The following is a 17,584-nucleotide window of genomic DNA, read 5'->3' as shown; positions in this document are numbered from 1 at the left end:
GAGAATGACTTCACCATCCCAAGGTGCCCACACAAGATACCTGCATCCAGAAGCGCGGCAGCAAGCCGCACTAGCTCCCCATTAAGGGGCTGTAGCTCAGCTGGGAGAGCACCTGCTTTGCAAGCAGGGGGTCATCGGTTCGATCCCGATCAGCTCCACCAGTCACTTCTGCGCGAATTTATTCGTGCAAGAGTCAAGCTCGCATATTTCTGTGCGAACTTCTCAAGTAAAACCAACGGGTCTGTAGCTCAGGTGGTTAGAGCGCACCCCTGATAAGGGTGAGGCCGGTGGTTCGAGTCCTCCCAGACCCACCATTCTTCTGGATCGCACACTAATCAATTTTTATGGCGCGACGTTGAAGTGCGCGCCATGCTCTTTGAAAACTTGGGACGTAACTAAGCGTTTTGGTTCTGTCGAACCAGACGTGTCGTTGAGGCAAGTAGGCGAAGTAATTGAGTTGTTTGGAAGTATGGCTCCGAGGCGACTTGGAGTTATATGGTCAAGCGACTAAGCGCATACGGTGGATGCCTTGGCGGTCAGAGGCGATGAAGGACGTGGTAGCCTGCGAAAAGTTCCGGGGAGCTGGCAACAAGCTTCGATCCGGGAATGTCCGAATGGGGAAACCCACCGCGCAAGCGGTATCCCAATCTGAATCTATAGGATTGGGAAGCGAACTCAGGGAACTGAAATATCTCAGTACCTGAAGGAAAAGAAATCAACAGAGATTCCCCTAGTAGCGACGAGCGAACGGGGATCAGCCCAAAAGTCGTGCAAGTTCTAGCGGAACATTCTGGAAAGGATGGCCGTAGACGGTGATAGCCCGGTATGCGAAAGGGCTTGTGCGATGAAAGTGAGTAGGGCGGGGCACGTGAAACCCTGTCTGAACATGGGGGGACCATCCTCCAAGGCTAAATACTCCTGACCGACCGATAGCGAACCAGTACCGTGAGGGAAAGGCGAAAAGAACCCCGGAGAGGGGAGTGAAATAGAACCTGAAACCGTATGCGTACAAGCAGTAGGAGCCCGCAAGGGTGACTGCGTACCTTTTGTATAATGGGTCAGCGACTTACGTTTTGTGGCAAGCTTAACCGTATAGGGGAGGCGAAGGGAAACCGAGTCTGAATAGGGCGCATAGTCGCAAGGCGTAGACCCGAAACCGGGTGATCTAGCCATGCCCAGGGTGAAGGTGCGGTAACACGCACTGGAGGCCCGAACCCACTCCTGTTGCAAAAGTAGGGGATGAGGTGTGGCTAGGAGTGAAAAGCTAATCGAACCCGGAGATAGCTGGTTCTCCTCGAAAGCTATTTAGGTAGCGCCTCAGGTATCACTGTTGGGGGTAGAGCACTGTTATGGCTAGCGGGTCATCGCGACTTAGCAAACCATGGCAAACTCCGAATACCAACACGTGCAAGCCTGGGAGACACACGGCGGGTGCGAACGTCCGTCGTGAAAAGGGAAACAACCCAGACCCGCAGCTAAGGTCCCAAAGTCATAGCTAAGTGGAAAACGATGTGGGAAGGCATAGACAGCCAGGAGGTTGGCTTAGAAGCAGCCATCCTTTAAAGAAAGCGTAATAGCTCACTGGTCGAGTCGGCCCGCGCGGAAGATTTAACGGGGCTAAGCTATGCACCGAAGCTCGGGGTTCACACGTAAGTGTGAGCGGTAGAGGAGCGTTCCGTACGCCTGTGAAGGTGGATCGTAAGGTCTGCTGGAGGTATCGGAAGTGCGAATGCTGACATGAGTAACGATAAAGGGGGTGAAAAGCCCCCTCGCCGAAAGCCCAAGGTTTCCTCGCGCAACGTTCATCGGCGCAGGGTTAGTCGGTCCCTAAGGCGAGGCGGAAACGCGTAGTCGATGGGAATCTGGTTAATATTCCAGAACCGCTCGTGATTGCGATGGAGTGACGGAGAAGGTTAGGTGTACCGGGCGTTGGTTGTCCCGGGGAAAGGCGGTAGGTGGATCCTTTTGGCAAATCCGGAGGGTCATACACCGAGCACCGAGACGAGTCCATTAGGACGAAGTCACTGATACCACGCTTCCAGGAAAAACTTCTAAGCTTCAGATCACGAGGACCGTACCGTAATCCGACACAGGTAGGCAGGGTGAGAATCCCAAGGCGCTTGAGAGAACTCGGGTGAAGGAACTAGGCAACATAGCACCGTAACTTCGGGAGAAGGTGCGCCCGAAAATGTGGCAACACGCGTTGCTGAGCATTTTCGGGCCGCAGTGACCAGGCCGCTGCGACTGTTTATCAAAAACACAGCACTCTGCAAACACGAAAGTGGACGTATAGGGTGTGACACCTGCCCGGTGCCGGAAGGTTAATTGATGGGGTCAGCCGCAAGGCGAAGCTCTTGATCGAAGCCCCGGTAAACGGCGGCCGTAACTATAACGGTCCTAAGGTAGCGAAATTCCTTGTCGGGTAAGTTCCGACCTGCACGAATGGTGTAACGACAGCGGCGCTGTCTCCACCCGAGACTCAGTGAAATTGAAATCGCTGTGAAGATGCAGCGTTCCCGCGGCAAGACGGAAAGACCCCGTGAACCTTTACTATAGCTTTACACTGAACGTTGAGTTCTTCTGTGTAGGATAGGTGGGAGGCTTTGAAGTGCAGGCGCTAGCTTGCATGGAGCCATCCTTGAAATACCACCCTGAAGTGCTTGACGTTCTAACCTAGGCCCGTAATCCGGGTCGGGGACCGTGTATGGTGGGTAGTTTGACTGGGGCGGTCTCCTCCCAAAGAGTAACGGAGGAGCTCGAAGGTACGCTCAGCGCGGTCGGACATCGCGCACTGTGTGCAAAGGCATAAGCGTGCTTGACTGCAAGATCGACGGATCAAGCAGGTACGAAAGTAGGACTTAGTGATCCGGTGGTTCTGTATGGAAGGGCCATCGCTCAACGGATAAAAGGTACTCCGGGGATAACAGGCTGATACTGCCCAAGAGTTCATATCGACGGCAGTGTTTGGCACCTCGATGTCGGCTCATCACATCCTGGGGCTGTAGCCGGTCCCAAGGGTATGGCTGTTCGCCATTTAAAGTGGTACGCGAGCTGGGTTCAGAACGTCGTGAGACAGTTCGGTCCCTATCTGTCGTGGGCGTTGGAGATTTGAGAGGGGCTGCTCCTAGTACGAGAGGACCGGAGTGGACGATCCCCTGGTGTTCCGGTTGTCACGCCAGTGGCACTGCCGGGTAGCTACGATCGGAAGCGATAACCGCTGAAAGCATCTAAGCGGGAAGCGCGCCTCAAGATGAGATCTCCCGGGGCACAAGCCCCCTAAAGGCACCATGAAGACTACGTGGTTGATAGGTCAGGTGTGTATCGCAGTAATGCCGAGCTAACTGATACTAATGAGCCGTGCGGCTTGACCATATAACTCCAAGACGCTTCGTCCGCCTCAACGAGAGGTCTGACGACAGCAAAACGCAACGTTACGTCCCAAGTCCCCATGTCGAGTCCGCGCAGATTGCGCGACTCGCACCAGTTCCCTGGTGAAATTAGCACTGTGGTCCCACCCGATCCCATCTCGAACTCGGAAGTGAAACGCAGTAGCGCCGATGGTAGTGTGGCTTAAGCCATGCAAGAGTAGGTCATCGCCAGGGGCTTTATCCAAGAACGCCTTCCTTCACCGGAAGGCGTTCGCTTTTTTGGCTGACGTTGAACTAGCCGTTGGATATCCATCCGGCATCGTCACGGCACGTTGTTGATCCAGCGAGTGGCCGTCAGTGGAGTCGAAGTTGTCTCTTCGCGACCGACTCACGGCGCTTCCCACAAACCAGCCGACCGCTGAATCTGAAATGACGACCTCCGCCACCACCTGCTACGTCTACAAAAGCCGACGCAAGGTAGGCACCTATGTCTATCTGCGCGAGCGGGACGATTTCTCCGTCTTGCCATCGGAGTTGGCGAACGCGCTTGGAGAGCTCGCCTTCGTCTTGCAGATCGAGCTGACGCCCGAGCGCAAACTCGCTCGCGAGCAAGCATCGGTCGTACTCGAGCACCTCGCGCAGCGCGGCTTCCATTTGCAGATGCCGCCGCCAGAATTTGCGCAAGAATGAAGTCGCTTCATCACACCGCCTCCAGGCAGCGCGGGCGTACACTGGCTCGATGCATTTAACCCTGCATTAGCCGCAGCCCCGTTGAGCGTCGATATACTGGCTGCGACGCGGCGCCCGCCGTGACCCACCAGAGGTGCGGATGCCCAAGCGCGCCGTCGACCGGCTCCACACATTGCTCTCGATCCTCGGCCATCTGGTGCCGGCGTGGCTGCTCTTCGCACTCGCCGCGCTCTCGATCGACTCGCTCTCTCTGGTTCTATTGCTGATCGCCAATGTCGTTGCGATGACCGGTATCTGCCGCGCCATCGGTTTCGACATGGAAGTCAGTTATCTGCGCAGCGTCGCGCGCCGTGGGCTGACTTACTTCATCTTGTTGACGCTGTATACGGCCTTCGTCGCGGTCGTGCTCGCAGGGCCGGCCTGGTGGCTTTCGCGGGACGGCTCCTTGCCGGCGGCCTTGCTGCTTTCCGCTGCAACGTTCGCTGCGGTGTTTGCTTTGTGGCGCGTGTGGCCGACCTTTGCCTTGCCCTTCGTTTGGGACGACGCCTATCCGCACGACGACGAACGCGCCTCTTGGCTGTCGACCGCGCTGCGGCGGTCCCTCGCTTTCGCACGCCACCTTACCCGCGAGCATGAGTTGTTCGTCGGCTACGGTTTCCCGGCCGGCATGGCTCTGTTGCTGTTGGCCCTCGGCGCTCTCGCACTAGCCGGCCTCGGCGGTTTTCTCGCCGGCGAAGTACGCATCGTCGGCTTTGCCGTTTACGCGCTCTTGCTCGCTCCGCTGGCGCATATCGTGCTCGCGAATCGCACCTTGCGCGCGCTATTGGCGGACGCCCGTGGTGCGCGTCGACGCCGGCCTGAAGAACAGGTAGCCGACCACGTCGAAGATTCACTCGATGCCGCGGTACTGCCCGCAGGCATCAGCCGAGCCGAGCTCGACGCCACCCTGTTGTGCGCTGCCCATTCCTCGCAAGTGAACCTCGCCATCGCGGCGCTCGAACGCGGAGCGGATCCGAACGCGACTCCGGCCGTCGACCTGCGCGACCAGCGCAGCGCCTTGATGATTGCGGTCACTCTGCCGGACCTGCGCCTCTTGCGCGCGCTGATCGCCAAGGGCGTCGATGTCAATCGTGCGCACGGCGGCATCACGCCCCTGATCGCAGTCACTCGCGACAGCTACGAGGGACGGCCCGACGCAGTCATGACCTTGCTCGCCAACGGCGCCGATACACGCGTCGCCGATCCCGGCGGCAATACATCGTTGCATCACGCTGCGCGCTGCGCCGAGCCGGGCATCGCTGCGCTGCTGTTGGATGCGGCTGCCGACGTCGATGCGGTCAATGCGGAAGGCATGACGGCGCTGGCGATTGCTTGCAGCAATGCGAACTGGAAACTTGCTGCCTTCCTGCTCGAGCGCGGCGCCAAACCCAATGTCGAACATGCGCAACCGGCTTTGCAATTCGCCGCCGGCATCGCCGATGACGATCCGGCGGGCGTCAAGTTGCTGCTGAAACAGCGTGCGCACGCCGACGCCCGCGGCGCCTTCGAACGCACCGCGCTGATGGCGGCGTCACTCGCCGGCCACGCGCGTATCGTCGAAGCTTTGCTGGCCGGCGGTGCCGACGCCGACCTCGCCGACCAACGCGGTACCACCGCGCTGATGGAAGCGGCTCGCGCCGGCGCGGTCGCCGCCATTCACGCACTCGGCAAACGCAAGGCGAACCCCGACGCGGTCGACGCCGGGGAGCGCACGGCGCTGATCGTGGCCTGCCAATCTCGTCATGCCAGCGAGGAAACGGTTCGCGCATTGCTGTCGCTCGGTGCCGATCGGGCCTTGGCCGGCGCGGACGGCAAGCGTGCCCTCGATCACGCCGCCGCTGCCGGCCGTTGGCATGTCGTTGCCCTGCTCGATCCAGCCTATCCGCTGCCGAGCAGCCTCGGCGTGGGAGCGCCGCCGGCGCACGGCGCCAGCGTCGACCATTTGCTCGATGCATTGCGCTTCGGACATTGGAACGTCGCCGCGGAATTCACCGCCCTGCTCGCCGAATGGCCGGCGTCGGCACTGGCCGATCTCTACTTCGACTTGGCCGAACCCGAGCACGTCGATGCGCGCGCGTGGCTGCTCAATCGCGGCCTCCGCGGTGACGTCGCGCTCGGCGACGGGCGCATGCTCAGCGAGGCTTTGATCGAAACCTTGCCGACATCGGTCACCGCACTCGCGCAATGGTTGCAGCACGGTGCGCCGGTCGCCGGCGCAGGGCTTCTCGCGCGCGTGCTGGCGCAAGCACCACTCGATGCGGAAGGGGCGCCTACCCGTGCGTTGGCGCATGTGCTGATCGAGCGCGGCGCCGATTGGTGCGGCCGCGCCAGCGGTCAGCGCAGCGCACTGCATCTTGCTGTTGCGCACGCCGATCTGCCTCTGATCGAATGCCTGCTCGAACGCGGCGCCGATCCGAACGCGCGCGACGCACAAGGTCGTACTCCCCTGCATGCAACGCTGAAGCTCGACGCCGACCAGGTCTTACCTATCTTGCAACGGTTGATCGCGGCCGGTGCGGATCCCGAAATCGCTACCGCGAACGGCGAAACGCCGCTGGGGCTCGCGCTCGCGCGCGAAGAGCGCGCGTTCGCGCAATGGCTGAACTGGACGCAATGGAGACTGCCCGCGCGTCGTCTGCGTGCCGACGACCTGCCCGCGGCAGCCGCGATGGGCGATCTCGACGCCGTCGAACGCTTGCTCACGCTGGGTTTGTCGATCGAGAGCGAAGACGCCAAGGGCGCCACCGCCCTGATCCGCGCGGCCGGCAGCGGGCACGCGGCGCTCGCGGTACGTCTGCTCGAAGCAGGCGCCGACGCGGCGCACGTTTCGCGCTCGGGTATGCACAGCCTCGCCGCTGCGGTCGCCGCGCAACGCGAAGGCATCGTGCGTACCTTGCTCAATCATGGCGTTGCGCCGGATACGCGCCTCGCCGGCGGCGGCACCGCTCTGATGATCGCCGCCGCGCTCGGTCAGCAGCGCATGGTCGAGGCCTTGCTCGAAGCCGGCGCGAACGCGAACACAGCGGATGAGCAAGGCGCGACGCCGCTGCACGCCGCCGCGCAATACGCCTTCGATCACGGCGACACGCCGGTGGCGCACGCGCTGCTCGACCGTCTGTTGCGCGCCGGCGCACTACTTGAGCTGCGCAACCACAGCGGACAGGACGCGTTGTTGATCCTGCTCGGTTCGCGTTCGCCGCCGGGCGCTTCGTGCGATGCCGAACATCTGGCGCGCCTGACCGAACTGTTGCTCGGCTACGGCGCCAAGCTCGACACGCAAGATCAACGCGGCGTCAGCGCATTGCACGCGTGCGCGCTACACGGCCTGTTCGGTTGTGCACGTATGCTGAAAGTGCACGGCGCACCGCTCGACCTGCTCGACGGCTTCGGCCGCAGCGCCGCCGACGTCGCTGCCATGCTCGGCTACACGGACGTCGCCGCCGAACTCGGTGCGGCGCAGATGCCTCTGCCGAGCGCGCGCCAGACTTTGCGCCGGCCGGCGCGCGCGCCGGACTGAGCTTCCGCTACCCCTTCATGCGCCGGTACAAGAACCACGGCAGCGCGCGAACGATCAGCGCAATCAGCTCGAATTTCTCCGGCAGATAGCGCAGCGAAGATTGGCCTCGCAAGCGTTTGACCACGGCCCTCGCGACCACCGCCGGCTCGACCGGCGCCGCCGGCAGCTTCATGCCGTGTGTGAGGTTGGTGGCGAGGAAGCCGAGCTGATAGAGCTGCACCCGCAACTCGTTCGGCCGGTAGCGCTGGCGCAGACTTTCGTAGAGCGAAACCAAGCCGCGCTTCGCGCTCGCGTAGACGACGTTACGCCCGCGTCCGCGTACCGCAGCGATACTGCCGAACAGCACGATCGTGCCGCGCGTTTCGAGCAAGCGCGGCAGCAAGGCGTGCACGATCGCGAGCGGCGCGTGCAGGTTGATCGCGAGCAGTTGACCGATCGCGGCCGTATCGAGCGTGAGCTGGTCGTCGTCGCGCGACATGCCGATCGGCAGCAGCAGCGCGTCCGGAGCCGATAGTCCCTCGAGCGCGGCGGCTATGTTTGTGCCGGGATCGGGTTCGCGGCCGAGATCGAGCGCAAGCGTGCGCACCGTCACGCCGTGACGCAGATTCAGATCAGCGGCGAGCGCTTCCAGATCGCGCGGATCGGAAGCGACCAGCAAGAGATCCTGCCGCCGCACCGCCAATTCGGTAGCGAGTGCGCGACCCAATCCGCTCGATGCGCCGATGACGATCGCGCTCACAGGCCGATCCTCCGCGCCAACTCCGAGGTGTGCACGCCGCCGGGATTGTGCGCGGCAAGACGCGCTCGTGCCGCATCGAAGCCGACGACACCGCGCCGCGCCGCCGCCGCGCTCAAGGTCGATTCCTTGATCAAGTTCGGCCGTCCGCCGTGCGCGATCGCAAGCTCGGCCAGCGCTTCGAGAAACGCGCGTTGCGCGGTCTGCGCCGGCGCTGGCACTTGGATCGCCAAGGCGATGCCGTTGCCGTCGAAGGCGAAGCCGTCCGGTGTCCCGGCGAACAGCTTGCTCGAGATCAAAGCGATACGCGGCCGCTGCCGCTCGACCAGATCGGCCAGCGCGCCGGCGAACGCGTCGAAGCGTACATGCGGCAGCAGCCATTGCGCTTCGACCATGCCGGCCTTGCCGTAGCCGGCGAAGTAGGTGCGCGCGGCGTTGAGCGGAAACAAGGCGTCCGCCAAACCGATCGGCTCCTGGCCCGGCTTGCACCAGCGTGCGCCCAGCCATGTGTTGGCGGCGGCGATGCCGGCGCGGTTCCACAGCGCGAGCGGCAGCGGTTCCAGCACAGCGGGCAGGTCGCGCGTCGGCGACGGCAGGTTTGTTGCGCGCTCCGCGTCGCCGTCGGCGAGGCCGACGCGCACCACGCCGCGCCCGAAGTGTCCGGGACGGCCGTCGTGCCAGCCGTACAGCAGCGGCGCGTTGGCGGCATCGCGCAGCACTTTGGCCGCTTCGGCGAGATCGCGCACCGGCAGACGGCGCAATACCAGAGCTTTCGGCGGCTGCGCCAGACGCAGCGTCACGCGCGTGATCGTGCCGGTCAGGCCGAAGCCGGCGAAGCTTGCGGCGAACAGTTCCGCATTCTGGCGCGGGCTCGCGATCGTGTGCGCGCGTCCGGGCGCCTGCAGTTCGATCGCCTCCACCCAGGCGCGGAAGGTGCCGTCGCGAGCGGGATTCTTGCCGTGCACGTTGGCGGCGATGCAGCCGCCCACACTGGCCTTCGGGTGACCCGGCGCGACCGGCAGATACCAGCCATGCGCGAGCGCAAAGCGCTGCAGGTCGCCGATGCGTGCACCGGCTTCCACGGTGAGCAGTCCGCGTTCCGCATCGAACGCAAGCAGACGATCGAATGCGCTCAGGTCTTGGCTGATCGCCTCGTTGCCGAAACTGGCGCCGACATAAGACACCCCGCCGCCGCGCGCGATCCGCGGCATGTCCACCGGCAGTGCCTCGATCAGACGATAGCGGTCCGGTCGCTGCACACGGCAGCGCGCCTGAAACTGGCGGTCGAAACTGATCAGCTCGCAGTCGGCGAGCGCATAACCCCGCATTTCAGGACGTGCTCTCTTCGGTGTCGGCGCGGAACAGGCGTTCCAGATCCGCGCGCGACTCCTTCGCCGACTGCAGCAGTGCCGCTTCGTCGTCGTAGATCGGATATTGGTTCGCCAGCACGCGCTCGTCGTGCTGACGGAAACGCTGCACGTAATCGCGCGCGCTGGCTTCGTCGTAGCCGAGTGCCTCGAACACGCCACGCGCCATCTCCAGGCTGGAGAAGAACGTGTCGCGCACGATGCTGTCGAGGTTGAGATCCATCAGCTTGAACACGTGCTGGCGGTTGCGCGCGCGCGCGAACACCTTCAAATGCGGGAAGTGGCGCTTCAACAGGCGCGCCGTGCGCAGATTCGAATCCGGATCCTCGGTCGCGATGACGAAGATTTCGGCCCGGTCCGCCTGCGCGGCGCGCAGCACTTCCAGCCGCGAAGCGTCGCCGAAGAACACCATATTGCCGAAGTGGCGCATGAAGTCGACTTGCTCGGGATCGACTTCCAGCGCGGTAAACGGGATTTTGTTCGCGTTCAACATGCGTGCCACGATCTGGCCGACGCGGCCCATGCCGGCGATGATCACCCGCGGCGTCGCGATGTCGAGCTTGTCGAACTCGCGCGTCGGCTTGGCCTTGCTCTTGGGCATCATCTCGGCGCGCAAGCGCACCAAAAGCGGCGTCGCCGCCATCGACAGCGTGATGACCAGCACCAGCAGGTCGCGTTGATCTTGCGAAATGAGATTGTTCGATGCGGCCAACGTGAACACCACGAAGGCGAACTCGCCGCCCTGAGCCAGCAGCGCCGCCAGCGCCACCGATTGCTGGTTGTCTTCGCCGGCGGCGAAGCGCGACACCGCATACAGCACCAGCGCCTTCGACACGATCAGCGCGGCCAGCAGTGCGCCGACCAGCTGCGGCTGCGCCAGCGCCATCTTGACGTCCAGCGACATGCCGATGCTAACGAAGAACAGACCCAGCAGCAGACCTCGGAACGGCTCGATCTGCGCTTCGATCTCGTGGCGGTATTCCGAATCGGCCAGCAGCACGCCGGCGAGGAACGCGCCGAGCGACATCGAGATACCGGCCAGCTCCATCAGCCAAGCGGTGCCGATCACGACCAGCAAGGTCGCTGCCGTGAACACTTCCGGCGTGCCGACCTTGGCCACCGCGCGGAACAGCGGGCGCAGCAGATAGCGGCCGACCACCACGACGCCGGCGATGGTCAGGATGATGCGCAACGCAGCGGCCAAGTCGCCGATGCCGCTGCCGCTGCCATGGCCGGCGCCGAGAATCGGGATCAGCGCGAGAATCGGAATCGCGGCGACGTCCTGGAACAGCAGGATGGCGAAGCCCAAGCGCCCGTGTGCCGCGGTCAATTCCTTGCGCTCGGCCAGGAGCTGCAAGTCGATCGCGGTCGAAGACAAGGCCAGGCCGAGGCCGACCACGAGCGCGGTCTTCCAGCCCAGGCCGCAGAAATACGCGACGCCGCCGATCAGCGCGGTGGTCGCCAGCATCTGCAGGCTGCCGTGGCCGAACACGCTGCGGCGCATGACCCATAGACGCTGCGGCGACAATTCCATGCCGATGACGAACAGCATCAGCACGACGCCCAACTCGGACAGCTGCTGGATCTGCTCGGTGTTGTCGATCAAGCGCAGGCCGGAAGCGCCGATCAGCGCGCCGGCGCCGAGGTAGCCGAGCACGGCACCGAGCTGCCAGCGTTTGGCCAGCGGGACTGCGATGACGGCCGCCAGGAGCAGTACGACCGCATATTGGAGAAAGCCGTGGTCCGGCACATGCAACTCCATCGATCCGGCCAGGAATTATGGCACGTGTGCGCCGCGATGCAGGCGGCGTCACGCACGGTCGCAGTCGCTGAGACGGCGGGCTCCCAAGCTCGCTCCATCATCGCCACGGAGCGTTCCGATGTTGCTTTCGCCGCTGACCTTGCCTCCTCCCGCGACTCGCCGTCATCGCCCCGTCGCGCCTGCGCCGCGGCCCAGGAACGTCGGTCGGCGCCCATCCGTGGAAGCGGCCTCGCCGGTGCCGCGTGCGCTGATCGCCTGGCTCACACTAGGCCTCGGCATCGTCCTGCTGGTGCCGGCCGCTCGCGGCGACGCGCTGCTCGGCGCGAGCCTGCCGTTCTGGCTGATCGCAGCGCCCCTGTTGAACCTGGCCTGGTGGAAGCGGCACGCGGCCTTGGCCGCGATCGCGCGACGTCGCCGCACCCGGCGCGCACGGGCGCACGCGATGGCGATCGTTCGCGCCGCTTCGGCACGCAACAAGCCGGCTGCGGCGAAATGAACGCGGCGGCTACGGCGTAGCGGCGCGCATCGACGGATCGATGTGCTCGGGCGTGACGGCGGAGAGATCGAGCAGATAGTGGCGCCGATCGTCGATGCGCTTCGTGCCTGGCAGAGCTTCCAACTCGGCGGCTGCCTCTGCGAAAGCGGGAGGGGTGGGTTCGGCATCAGCGCTCGCCACTTGCGGCAGTGGCGCGACCAGGTATTCGATGCTCTGCGTGCGAAGAAAGCGGCGGAACGCACTCGCACTCGTCAAATAGTCGGGCCTGGCCAGATTGATCTGGTAGACCGACTCGTAGCGCGCCGGCAGCCAGTAACCGCTCGATTGTTCGGTGTTGCCGACCAGACGGGGATTGCCCGGAAGCTCCTTCAGATACGCACCGATGCGCGAAAGGCCGGATGCCTCGAGAGTCTGCCGCTGCTGTAGGTCGCGGTCCCGCCAGGTTCGGCTCAGATCGGTATCGAACGCCATCGTGCCAGGACTCCAACCGGCGCTGACGAACGAATAGCTGGCATGGAACGCCACGAACAGCGGTACGCATGCGAGCGCAACCGTGAACGCGCGCGCGTGGCCGCGCAGCCGGTCGAATGCGGCGCTGGCGGCAACGACGATCGCCGGAACGAGCGCGTACAGGAAATAGTTGCCGTCGTTGCCGCGTACGCCGGTATTCACGCCGAAGAACACGTAAAGGCCGACCGCGATCAAGGCGAACAACGGCAATTGCGGAGCGATACGCGCGCGCGGTGCGCGCAGAGCGATGCCGGCGGCAGCGATCAGCGCAAGCCACAACCAGAGATTGCCGACCCAGGTGATGACCATGTGCGGCACGTCGCGATAGGGCCGCAGCAGCACGTCGAAGGTGATCTCCGGCAGCAGGCTCCAAGGCATCGGATAGGTCCAGCGTAGCGTTCCGCTCGGTTCGCGCAGCTCCATGCCCAAAAGACGCCAGAGCGAAACCAGCGGATCGGGGCCGATCGTCGGCATACCGGTCAAAGACCAGGTTCGAGCGGTGACGAAACCACCGACGATCAGCGCCGCAGCCAGCGCCGTTGTCGCCATTCGCGCGGAGTAGGGCGAAACGATGCTCGTCGCCGGCGATTTCGCTCGCCACGCCGCGATCAGAGTGGTCAACACCAATGCGCCTGCATACGGAATTGCGGTCAGCTTGGCGATGCAAGCGAGCATCGCGCAGCCAAGCATCCAGGTGGCCGCCGCCTTATCGCGGCGCTGTGCCGCATCGAGCGCAGCCAACGCGGCAAGGAGCAGAAACAGGGTCGAAATCACGTCAGGCTTCGGGCCGATCGCCGTGTTCGCCAACGCCGGCAGGGTCACGATGGCGGCCAGGATCGGCCACTGCACGCGTGCCGGCGCAGCGAGGCGCCGCATCAGCGCCAAGCAGGTCAGAGCGATCAGCGGCAGCAGCAGGATCGCGACACCGTCGACGACACTGAAGTCGTGCAGCCGACTGAGCGGCAGCAGAAATGTCTCATACAGTTTGGGGAAGTAGTAGACCGGCGAGACCAGGCCGAGCGGTTGGAACAGAGAGTGCCCCGGGTCGAGTACGTGCTCGGGTCGTAAGCCGTACCAGATCGGGTCGTAGCCGACGACTACGTTGCTGCGCGCGAATAGGATTGCTATCCAAGCGGCGAGCAGGCCGCACCACGTGCGTACAGCCGGTTCCTGTCGCTGCACCCCTCGCCAGACGTAGACCAGAAACGGCGCGTTGCGTCCCCAGCACGCAGGGATCGCGAGCAGCAAAGTCAACGCACGCAGTTGCGATATCGAGCCGAGACCGAGCGCGGACAACGTCCATGCGGCCAGGCTCCAGACGAGAAAACCTAGCACGAAGGCGTGCAGATAGTCCTCGCTGCCGCGCGCCGCCGGCAGACGCAACACGCGTCGCACCGCCATGCCGAGTCCGATCACGATCTCGAGATACACAAGATCGATCAGCAGCGGCACGTCGATCGCATGGCGGCGTAGATAGAACGCAGTCGGCACGGCGACCAACACGAGCCAGCCGATGCGGCGATTCCAAGCGAAGCCCGCCGCCAACGAGGCGGCCAGCACCAACGCTTCCAGACCGCCTTGCCAGAATTGCGGCAAGCGAATGTGCCAATCGAACGGTCCAGGTCCGATCAGTTGCCAGATGGGCACGGCGACGAGGACGAGCGCGCTCGCCACGATCAGCACGAGCCACGGAACGGAACGCAACGAAGCGCTGCGTCCGTTCATGTCGTTTCGATCAACCGCGCAGGCCGAGGCGCTTGCGCTCCATGCGGCGCAGGAACTCGTCCATGATGCGGCGGTACAAATCCTCGCCGAGATAGGCGTCTTCGACGCCGGCGTCGATCGACGGATTGTCGTTGACCTCGATCACCACCAAGCGCTCGCCGGCTTGTTTGAGATCGACACCGTAGAGTCCGTCGCCGATCGGCGCGGTGGCTTTCAGCGCAAGCTTCAGCACTTCGGCCGGTATCGATCGCACCGGCATCGTCTCGAAGCCGCCGGACTTGGCCGCGCCCTTGGCGCCGTGGTTGTAGATCTGCCAATGCCCGCGCGACATGAAGTACTTGCACGCGTACAACGGCTCGCGATTGAGGATGCCGATGCGCCAGTCGAATTCGGTGAACATGAACTCCTGCGCCAGCACCAAGGCGGTGTGTTGGAACAGGTCGTCCGCGGCTGCTTTCAGGCGCTCGGCGTTCTCGACTTTGACGATGCCGCGCGAGAACGAGCCGTCCGGAATCTTCAAGACGATCGGGAAGCCGAGCAGATCCGGCAGCTCGGCCAGTTTCTTCGGCTCGTCGCGGTACAGAATTTCGGTGCGCGGCGTAGGCAGCTTGCGCGACCGCAGCAGATCGTGAAGATAGATCTTGTTGGTGCACTTCAAGATCGAGCTCGGGTCGTCGATGACGACCATGTCTTCCTTCTCCGCCTTGTTGGCGAAGCGGTAGGTGTGATTGTCGAGCGCGGTCGTCTCGCGAATGAACAGGCCGTCGTACTCGGCCAGTTTGGTGTAGTCGTTCTTGGTCAGCGTGTCGACTTCGATGCCCAGTTCGGCGCCGGCGTCGACGAAGGCCTTCAGGGCGCGCTTGTTCGACGGCGGCATGGGATCGCCGGGATCGGCCAGCATCGCCAGGTCGAACCGGAACTTCTTACGCGCGCGCGGCTTGCGCCAGAGCTTCTTGGAGAACTTGTCGAGCGCCAGCGCGAATGCGTCTTCCTGCGGATCGGACAGCGTGTGCAAACCGGTCGGCTTGATCGCGGCGATCTGCCACACGCGCTCGCGTTCGAACTCGATGCGCAGGATCGGGCACGGGAACAGCTCGAACACCTGGCGCGCGATGTCCTCCAGGCTCTCCGATGCGGTCTCGCCGAAATAGACGAGTACGCCGAAATCGGTGGTGTCGCGGCCGCCGTCGGGCAGGAACTTCGACAACTTCTGATTCAGGTCGTCGATGTCCAGGCCGTACAGCGAGCGCCGGCGCAAGTCGTTGATCGCGCGCACCGACGGAATCACCTTGTGTCCGCGCGCCTCGGCCAAGAGCGAGACGTAGTAGCCGGTGCCCAGATACTTGTAGCTGCGGCAGAGGTTGATGACCTGGGTGCGCTCGTCGTCGGGGCCGATCGGCTCCTTCAGGTAGTCCTGTGCGGTGACGACGTTGTCGGACGGATAGTACGAACCCCAGTCCGAGGCTTTCTCGACGACGATGACGAGCCGGCTCATGCGGAAATCTTGGCGGCGAAGATGGACGGATCAAGCCGCTGCGTGCGCAGCGCAGGCACGTTCGTGGCGAAGCGACTTTGGAGCGGCTCGAGGCGCATGCAAGGGCGCGCAGTGTGACACAGCCGCGCGCGCTCGTGCAGGCACCGTTGCGGGAAACCGCTGCGCTCGACTAGGCTGCGCGCCGTGCCGGTGTCGACCCCAACGAATTCCAAGCTCCGCGTCACGCCAGGATTGCGCATCCGGCGCGCGACCGAGAGTGACCTGACGGCGCTGCTCGAACTCGAAAACGCGAGCTTCGCCGGCGACCGCATGAGTGCACGGCAGTGGCGGCGACATCTGGACAGCGCCAGCGCGCACGTCGTCCTGGCCAGCGCCGAACGACGCCTGCTCGGCGCGGCCGTGTTGTTCCTGCGCCGGGGCAGTCGCATCGCACGTCTGTACTCCATCGCCGTGGCCGCAGCGGCGCGCGGCCGCGGTGTCGGCGAGGCCTTGCTGGCGGCGGCGGAGCGCGCGGCCGCACGCAACGGCTGCAATCGCGTGCGCCTCGAAGTGCGTGTCGACAACGCGGCCGCGCAGCGTCTTTACGAGCGGCTCGGCTACCGCCGCTTCGGTCTTCACAACGGCTACTACGAAGACGGTCACGACGCGTTGCGCTACGAGAAAGATCTGGCGAGCGGCTGAGTCGCTCCCTTCGCGACGCCCTCACTGGCGTCGCGCCGATTTCCGCTCGCCGCAACGGCCGCTTCTAGTCGCGTTCGTTCTTCAGCACCGCGCCTGACTTCGCGTCGATGTCCAAGTCCCATTCGACGCCTTGCGCATCGAAGACCTCCACTTCGTAGACGTAGCCGCGGCGATGCTGTTCAACTTCGCCACCCGGTTGCACGGTACCGCCCGGATGCTTGGCCAGCGCCGCGGCATCGAGCTTGTCCTGCGTCAGCACGGCACCGGATTTGACCAGGGCTTCGAGTTCGGCCGGTGGGACGTCCTTGGCGAACGCCATCGTGGAGACGGCGAGACCAGCGCCCAGCATCGCAACGAGAGATCGATTCATGGCAACTCCTTGATGTGAACGGGTTGGGGCCGCGAATTCATCCTAGCCGAGACGATGTTGTGGTCCCGTTGGCGCACAAGCGTCCGCGCGTTGCACGACGTTCATCCGCGCGGCACGCCCGATGCGAATCGCTCAATTGCCGAGCGACAGCTTGCTCCGCGTCGCCGCATCGGACGGCCGCGCCACCAGTCCGCCGGCGGCCGCCAGCGTGACGGTGTAGCGACCGCCATCGACCAGTGGCAGGTAGGCCGCGCTGCCGTAGTCCGCATCGACCCACGGCAGCCAGCGCGGATAGCGCTGCTTGAGCTGCCACAAGTCGATGGGCGCGGCTGGAGCGAGTGCGACGACGCTGCGTGGCGCTTCCCGCTCGCGCGCGACATCGCGCCAGCGGCTGCCGATACGATCGAGCTGATACAGCGGCGGCGCGCCGAGCACGACGGCGGCGGCTTGCCATTTGATCACGCGTGCATCGAGCTGCCAGTCGTCGCCGGCGAGTTCGACCTCGCGGCTGCTGCCGTCCGGCGTCGTCACGCTGACCGCGTAACGCTGCGGCGCGAGCTGGCGCGCCTGGATCGTCGCCACCGTCGCTTCCGACGTTAGGCGCTGCCAGCCGAGCAGGCCGAGGCCGCCGAAGGTGCCGGCCAGGGCCAGCACCAGGAAGAGCAGGCTCCACAGCACGCGATGCGTCGCCGCGAACCGGCGCCGCTCGCGCCAGCGCCGGCGCGCGGTGCGCACCTGCGCAAGCGCGCCGAGTGCGAAGAGCGCGGCCAGCGCGAACGTCGCGATGAGAAACGGAGTCAGCGACATGGCCCTAGCATAGCCGCCGAC

At 64.1% G+C, this 17,584-nt stretch carries 11 protein-coding genes, 2 tRNA genes and 2 rRNA genes; 8 read left to right on the top strand and 7 right to left on the bottom strand.

Annotated elements, in window-relative coordinates; translation table 11 throughout:
• The first annotated feature begins 85 nt into the window (after positions 1 to 85).
• From AC3QL3_RS19925 to AC3QL3_RS19900, 6 genes are all read left to right on the top strand, one after another.
• Positions 86 to 161 (top strand) — tRNA-Ala (locus AC3QL3_RS19925).
• A 76-nt stretch (positions 162 to 237) separates the two neighbouring features.
• Positions 238 to 314, top strand: a tRNA-Ile gene (locus tag AC3QL3_RS19920).
• A gap of 183 nt (positions 315 to 497) precedes the next feature.
• Positions 498 to 3,372: ribosomal RNA gene (locus AC3QL3_RS19915) — 23S ribosomal RNA — on the top strand.
• Between the two features lie 115 nt (positions 3,373 to 3,487).
• Positions 3,488 to 3,602 (top strand): 5S ribosomal RNA (gene rrf / locus AC3QL3_RS19910).
• 135 nt (positions 3,603 to 3,737) lie between these two features.
• Positions 3,738 to 4,058, top strand: coding sequence for a YcgL domain-containing protein (locus AC3QL3_RS19905; RefSeq protein ID WP_492895858.1), 321 nt, complete (start codon positions 3,738 to 3,740; stop codon positions 4,056 to 4,058).
• Between the two features lie 139 nt (positions 4,059 to 4,197).
• On the top strand, positions 4,198 to 7,614 hold the full coding sequence (locus tag AC3QL3_RS19900) for an ankyrin repeat domain-containing protein (RefSeq protein WP_492895857.1): 3,417 nt from the start codon (positions 4,198 to 4,200) through the stop codon (positions 7,612 to 7,614).
• A gap of 7 nt (positions 7,615 to 7,621) precedes the next feature.
• On the opposite strand, the gene AC3QL3_RS19895 is transcribed toward AC3QL3_RS19900, so the two are convergent.
• Genes AC3QL3_RS19895 through AC3QL3_RS19885 form a run of 3 tightly spaced genes read right to left on the bottom strand, consistent with a single transcriptional unit; the run spans position 7,622 to position 11,467 of the window.
• Positions 7,622 to 8,353, bottom strand: a complete 732-nt coding sequence (locus AC3QL3_RS19895; protein WP_492895856.1) for an SDR family NAD(P)-dependent oxidoreductase — start codon at positions 8,351 to 8,353, stop codon at positions 7,622 to 7,624.
• A complete protein-coding gene (locus tag AC3QL3_RS19890; RefSeq protein ID WP_492895855.1) occupies positions 8,350 to 9,678 on the bottom strand; it encodes an FAD-binding oxidoreductase in 1,329 nt (442 codons plus the stop codon). The genes AC3QL3_RS19895 and AC3QL3_RS19890 overlap by 4 nt, the downstream gene beginning before the upstream one ends.
• A gap of 1 nt (position 9,679) precedes the next feature.
• Positions 9,680 to 11,467 (bottom strand): monovalent cation:proton antiporter-2 (CPA2) family protein, encoded by a 1,788-nt coding sequence (locus tag AC3QL3_RS19885; protein WP_492895854.1) that lies wholly within the window; start codon positions 11,465 to 11,467, stop codon positions 9,680 to 9,682.
• 229 nt (positions 11,468 to 11,696) lie between these two features.
• Here AC3QL3_RS19885 and AC3QL3_RS19880 point away from each other — a divergent pair, with 229 nt between their 5' ends.
• Positions 11,697 to 11,975, top strand: coding sequence for a hypothetical protein (locus tag AC3QL3_RS19880; RefSeq protein WP_492895853.1), 279 nt, complete (start codon positions 11,697 to 11,699; stop codon positions 11,973 to 11,975).
• 9 nt (positions 11,976 to 11,984) lie between these two features.
• Here AC3QL3_RS19880 and AC3QL3_RS19875 read toward each other — a convergent pair whose 3' ends face one another.
• Both AC3QL3_RS19875 and AC3QL3_RS19870 read right to left on the bottom strand, forming a co-directional pair.
• Positions 11,985 to 14,210, bottom strand: a complete 2,226-nt coding sequence (locus AC3QL3_RS19875; RefSeq protein ID WP_492895852.1) for a hypothetical protein — start codon at positions 14,208 to 14,210, stop codon at positions 11,985 to 11,987.
• A 10-nt stretch (positions 14,211 to 14,220) separates the two neighbouring features.
• Complete coding sequence (locus tag AC3QL3_RS19870) at positions 14,221 to 15,705, bottom strand: RimK family ATP-grasp domain-containing protein (RefSeq protein ID WP_492895851.1); 1,485 nt, start codon at positions 15,703 to 15,705, stop codon at positions 14,221 to 14,223.
• A gap of 189 nt (positions 15,706 to 15,894) precedes the next feature.
• Between AC3QL3_RS19870 and rimI the strand changes: the two genes are divergently transcribed.
• Positions 15,895 to 16,386: a ribosomal protein S18-alanine N-acetyltransferase gene (gene rimI / locus AC3QL3_RS19865; protein ID WP_492895850.1), complete on the top strand. Its 492-nt coding sequence runs from the start codon at positions 15,895 to 15,897 to the stop codon at positions 16,384 to 16,386.
• A gap of 64 nt (positions 16,387 to 16,450) precedes the next feature.
• Here rimI and AC3QL3_RS19860 read toward each other — a convergent pair whose 3' ends face one another.
• The gene (locus AC3QL3_RS19860; protein ID WP_492895849.1) at positions 16,451 to 16,756 is read right to left on the bottom strand and encodes a PepSY domain-containing protein; all 306 of its coding nucleotides are present in this window, start codon (positions 16,754 to 16,756) and stop codon (positions 16,451 to 16,453) included.
• A gap of 132 nt (positions 16,757 to 16,888) precedes the next feature.
• Complete coding sequence (locus AC3QL3_RS19855) at positions 16,889 to 17,563, bottom strand: hypothetical protein (protein ID WP_492895848.1); 675 nt, start codon at positions 17,561 to 17,563, stop codon at positions 16,889 to 16,891.
• Between the last annotated feature and the right edge of the window lie 21 nt (positions 17,564 to 17,584).

The sequence above is a fragment of the Dokdonella sp. GW821-FHT11D02 genome, from assembly GCF_058808595.1.
This window is presented reverse-complemented; position numbering and strand designations above follow the sequence as displayed.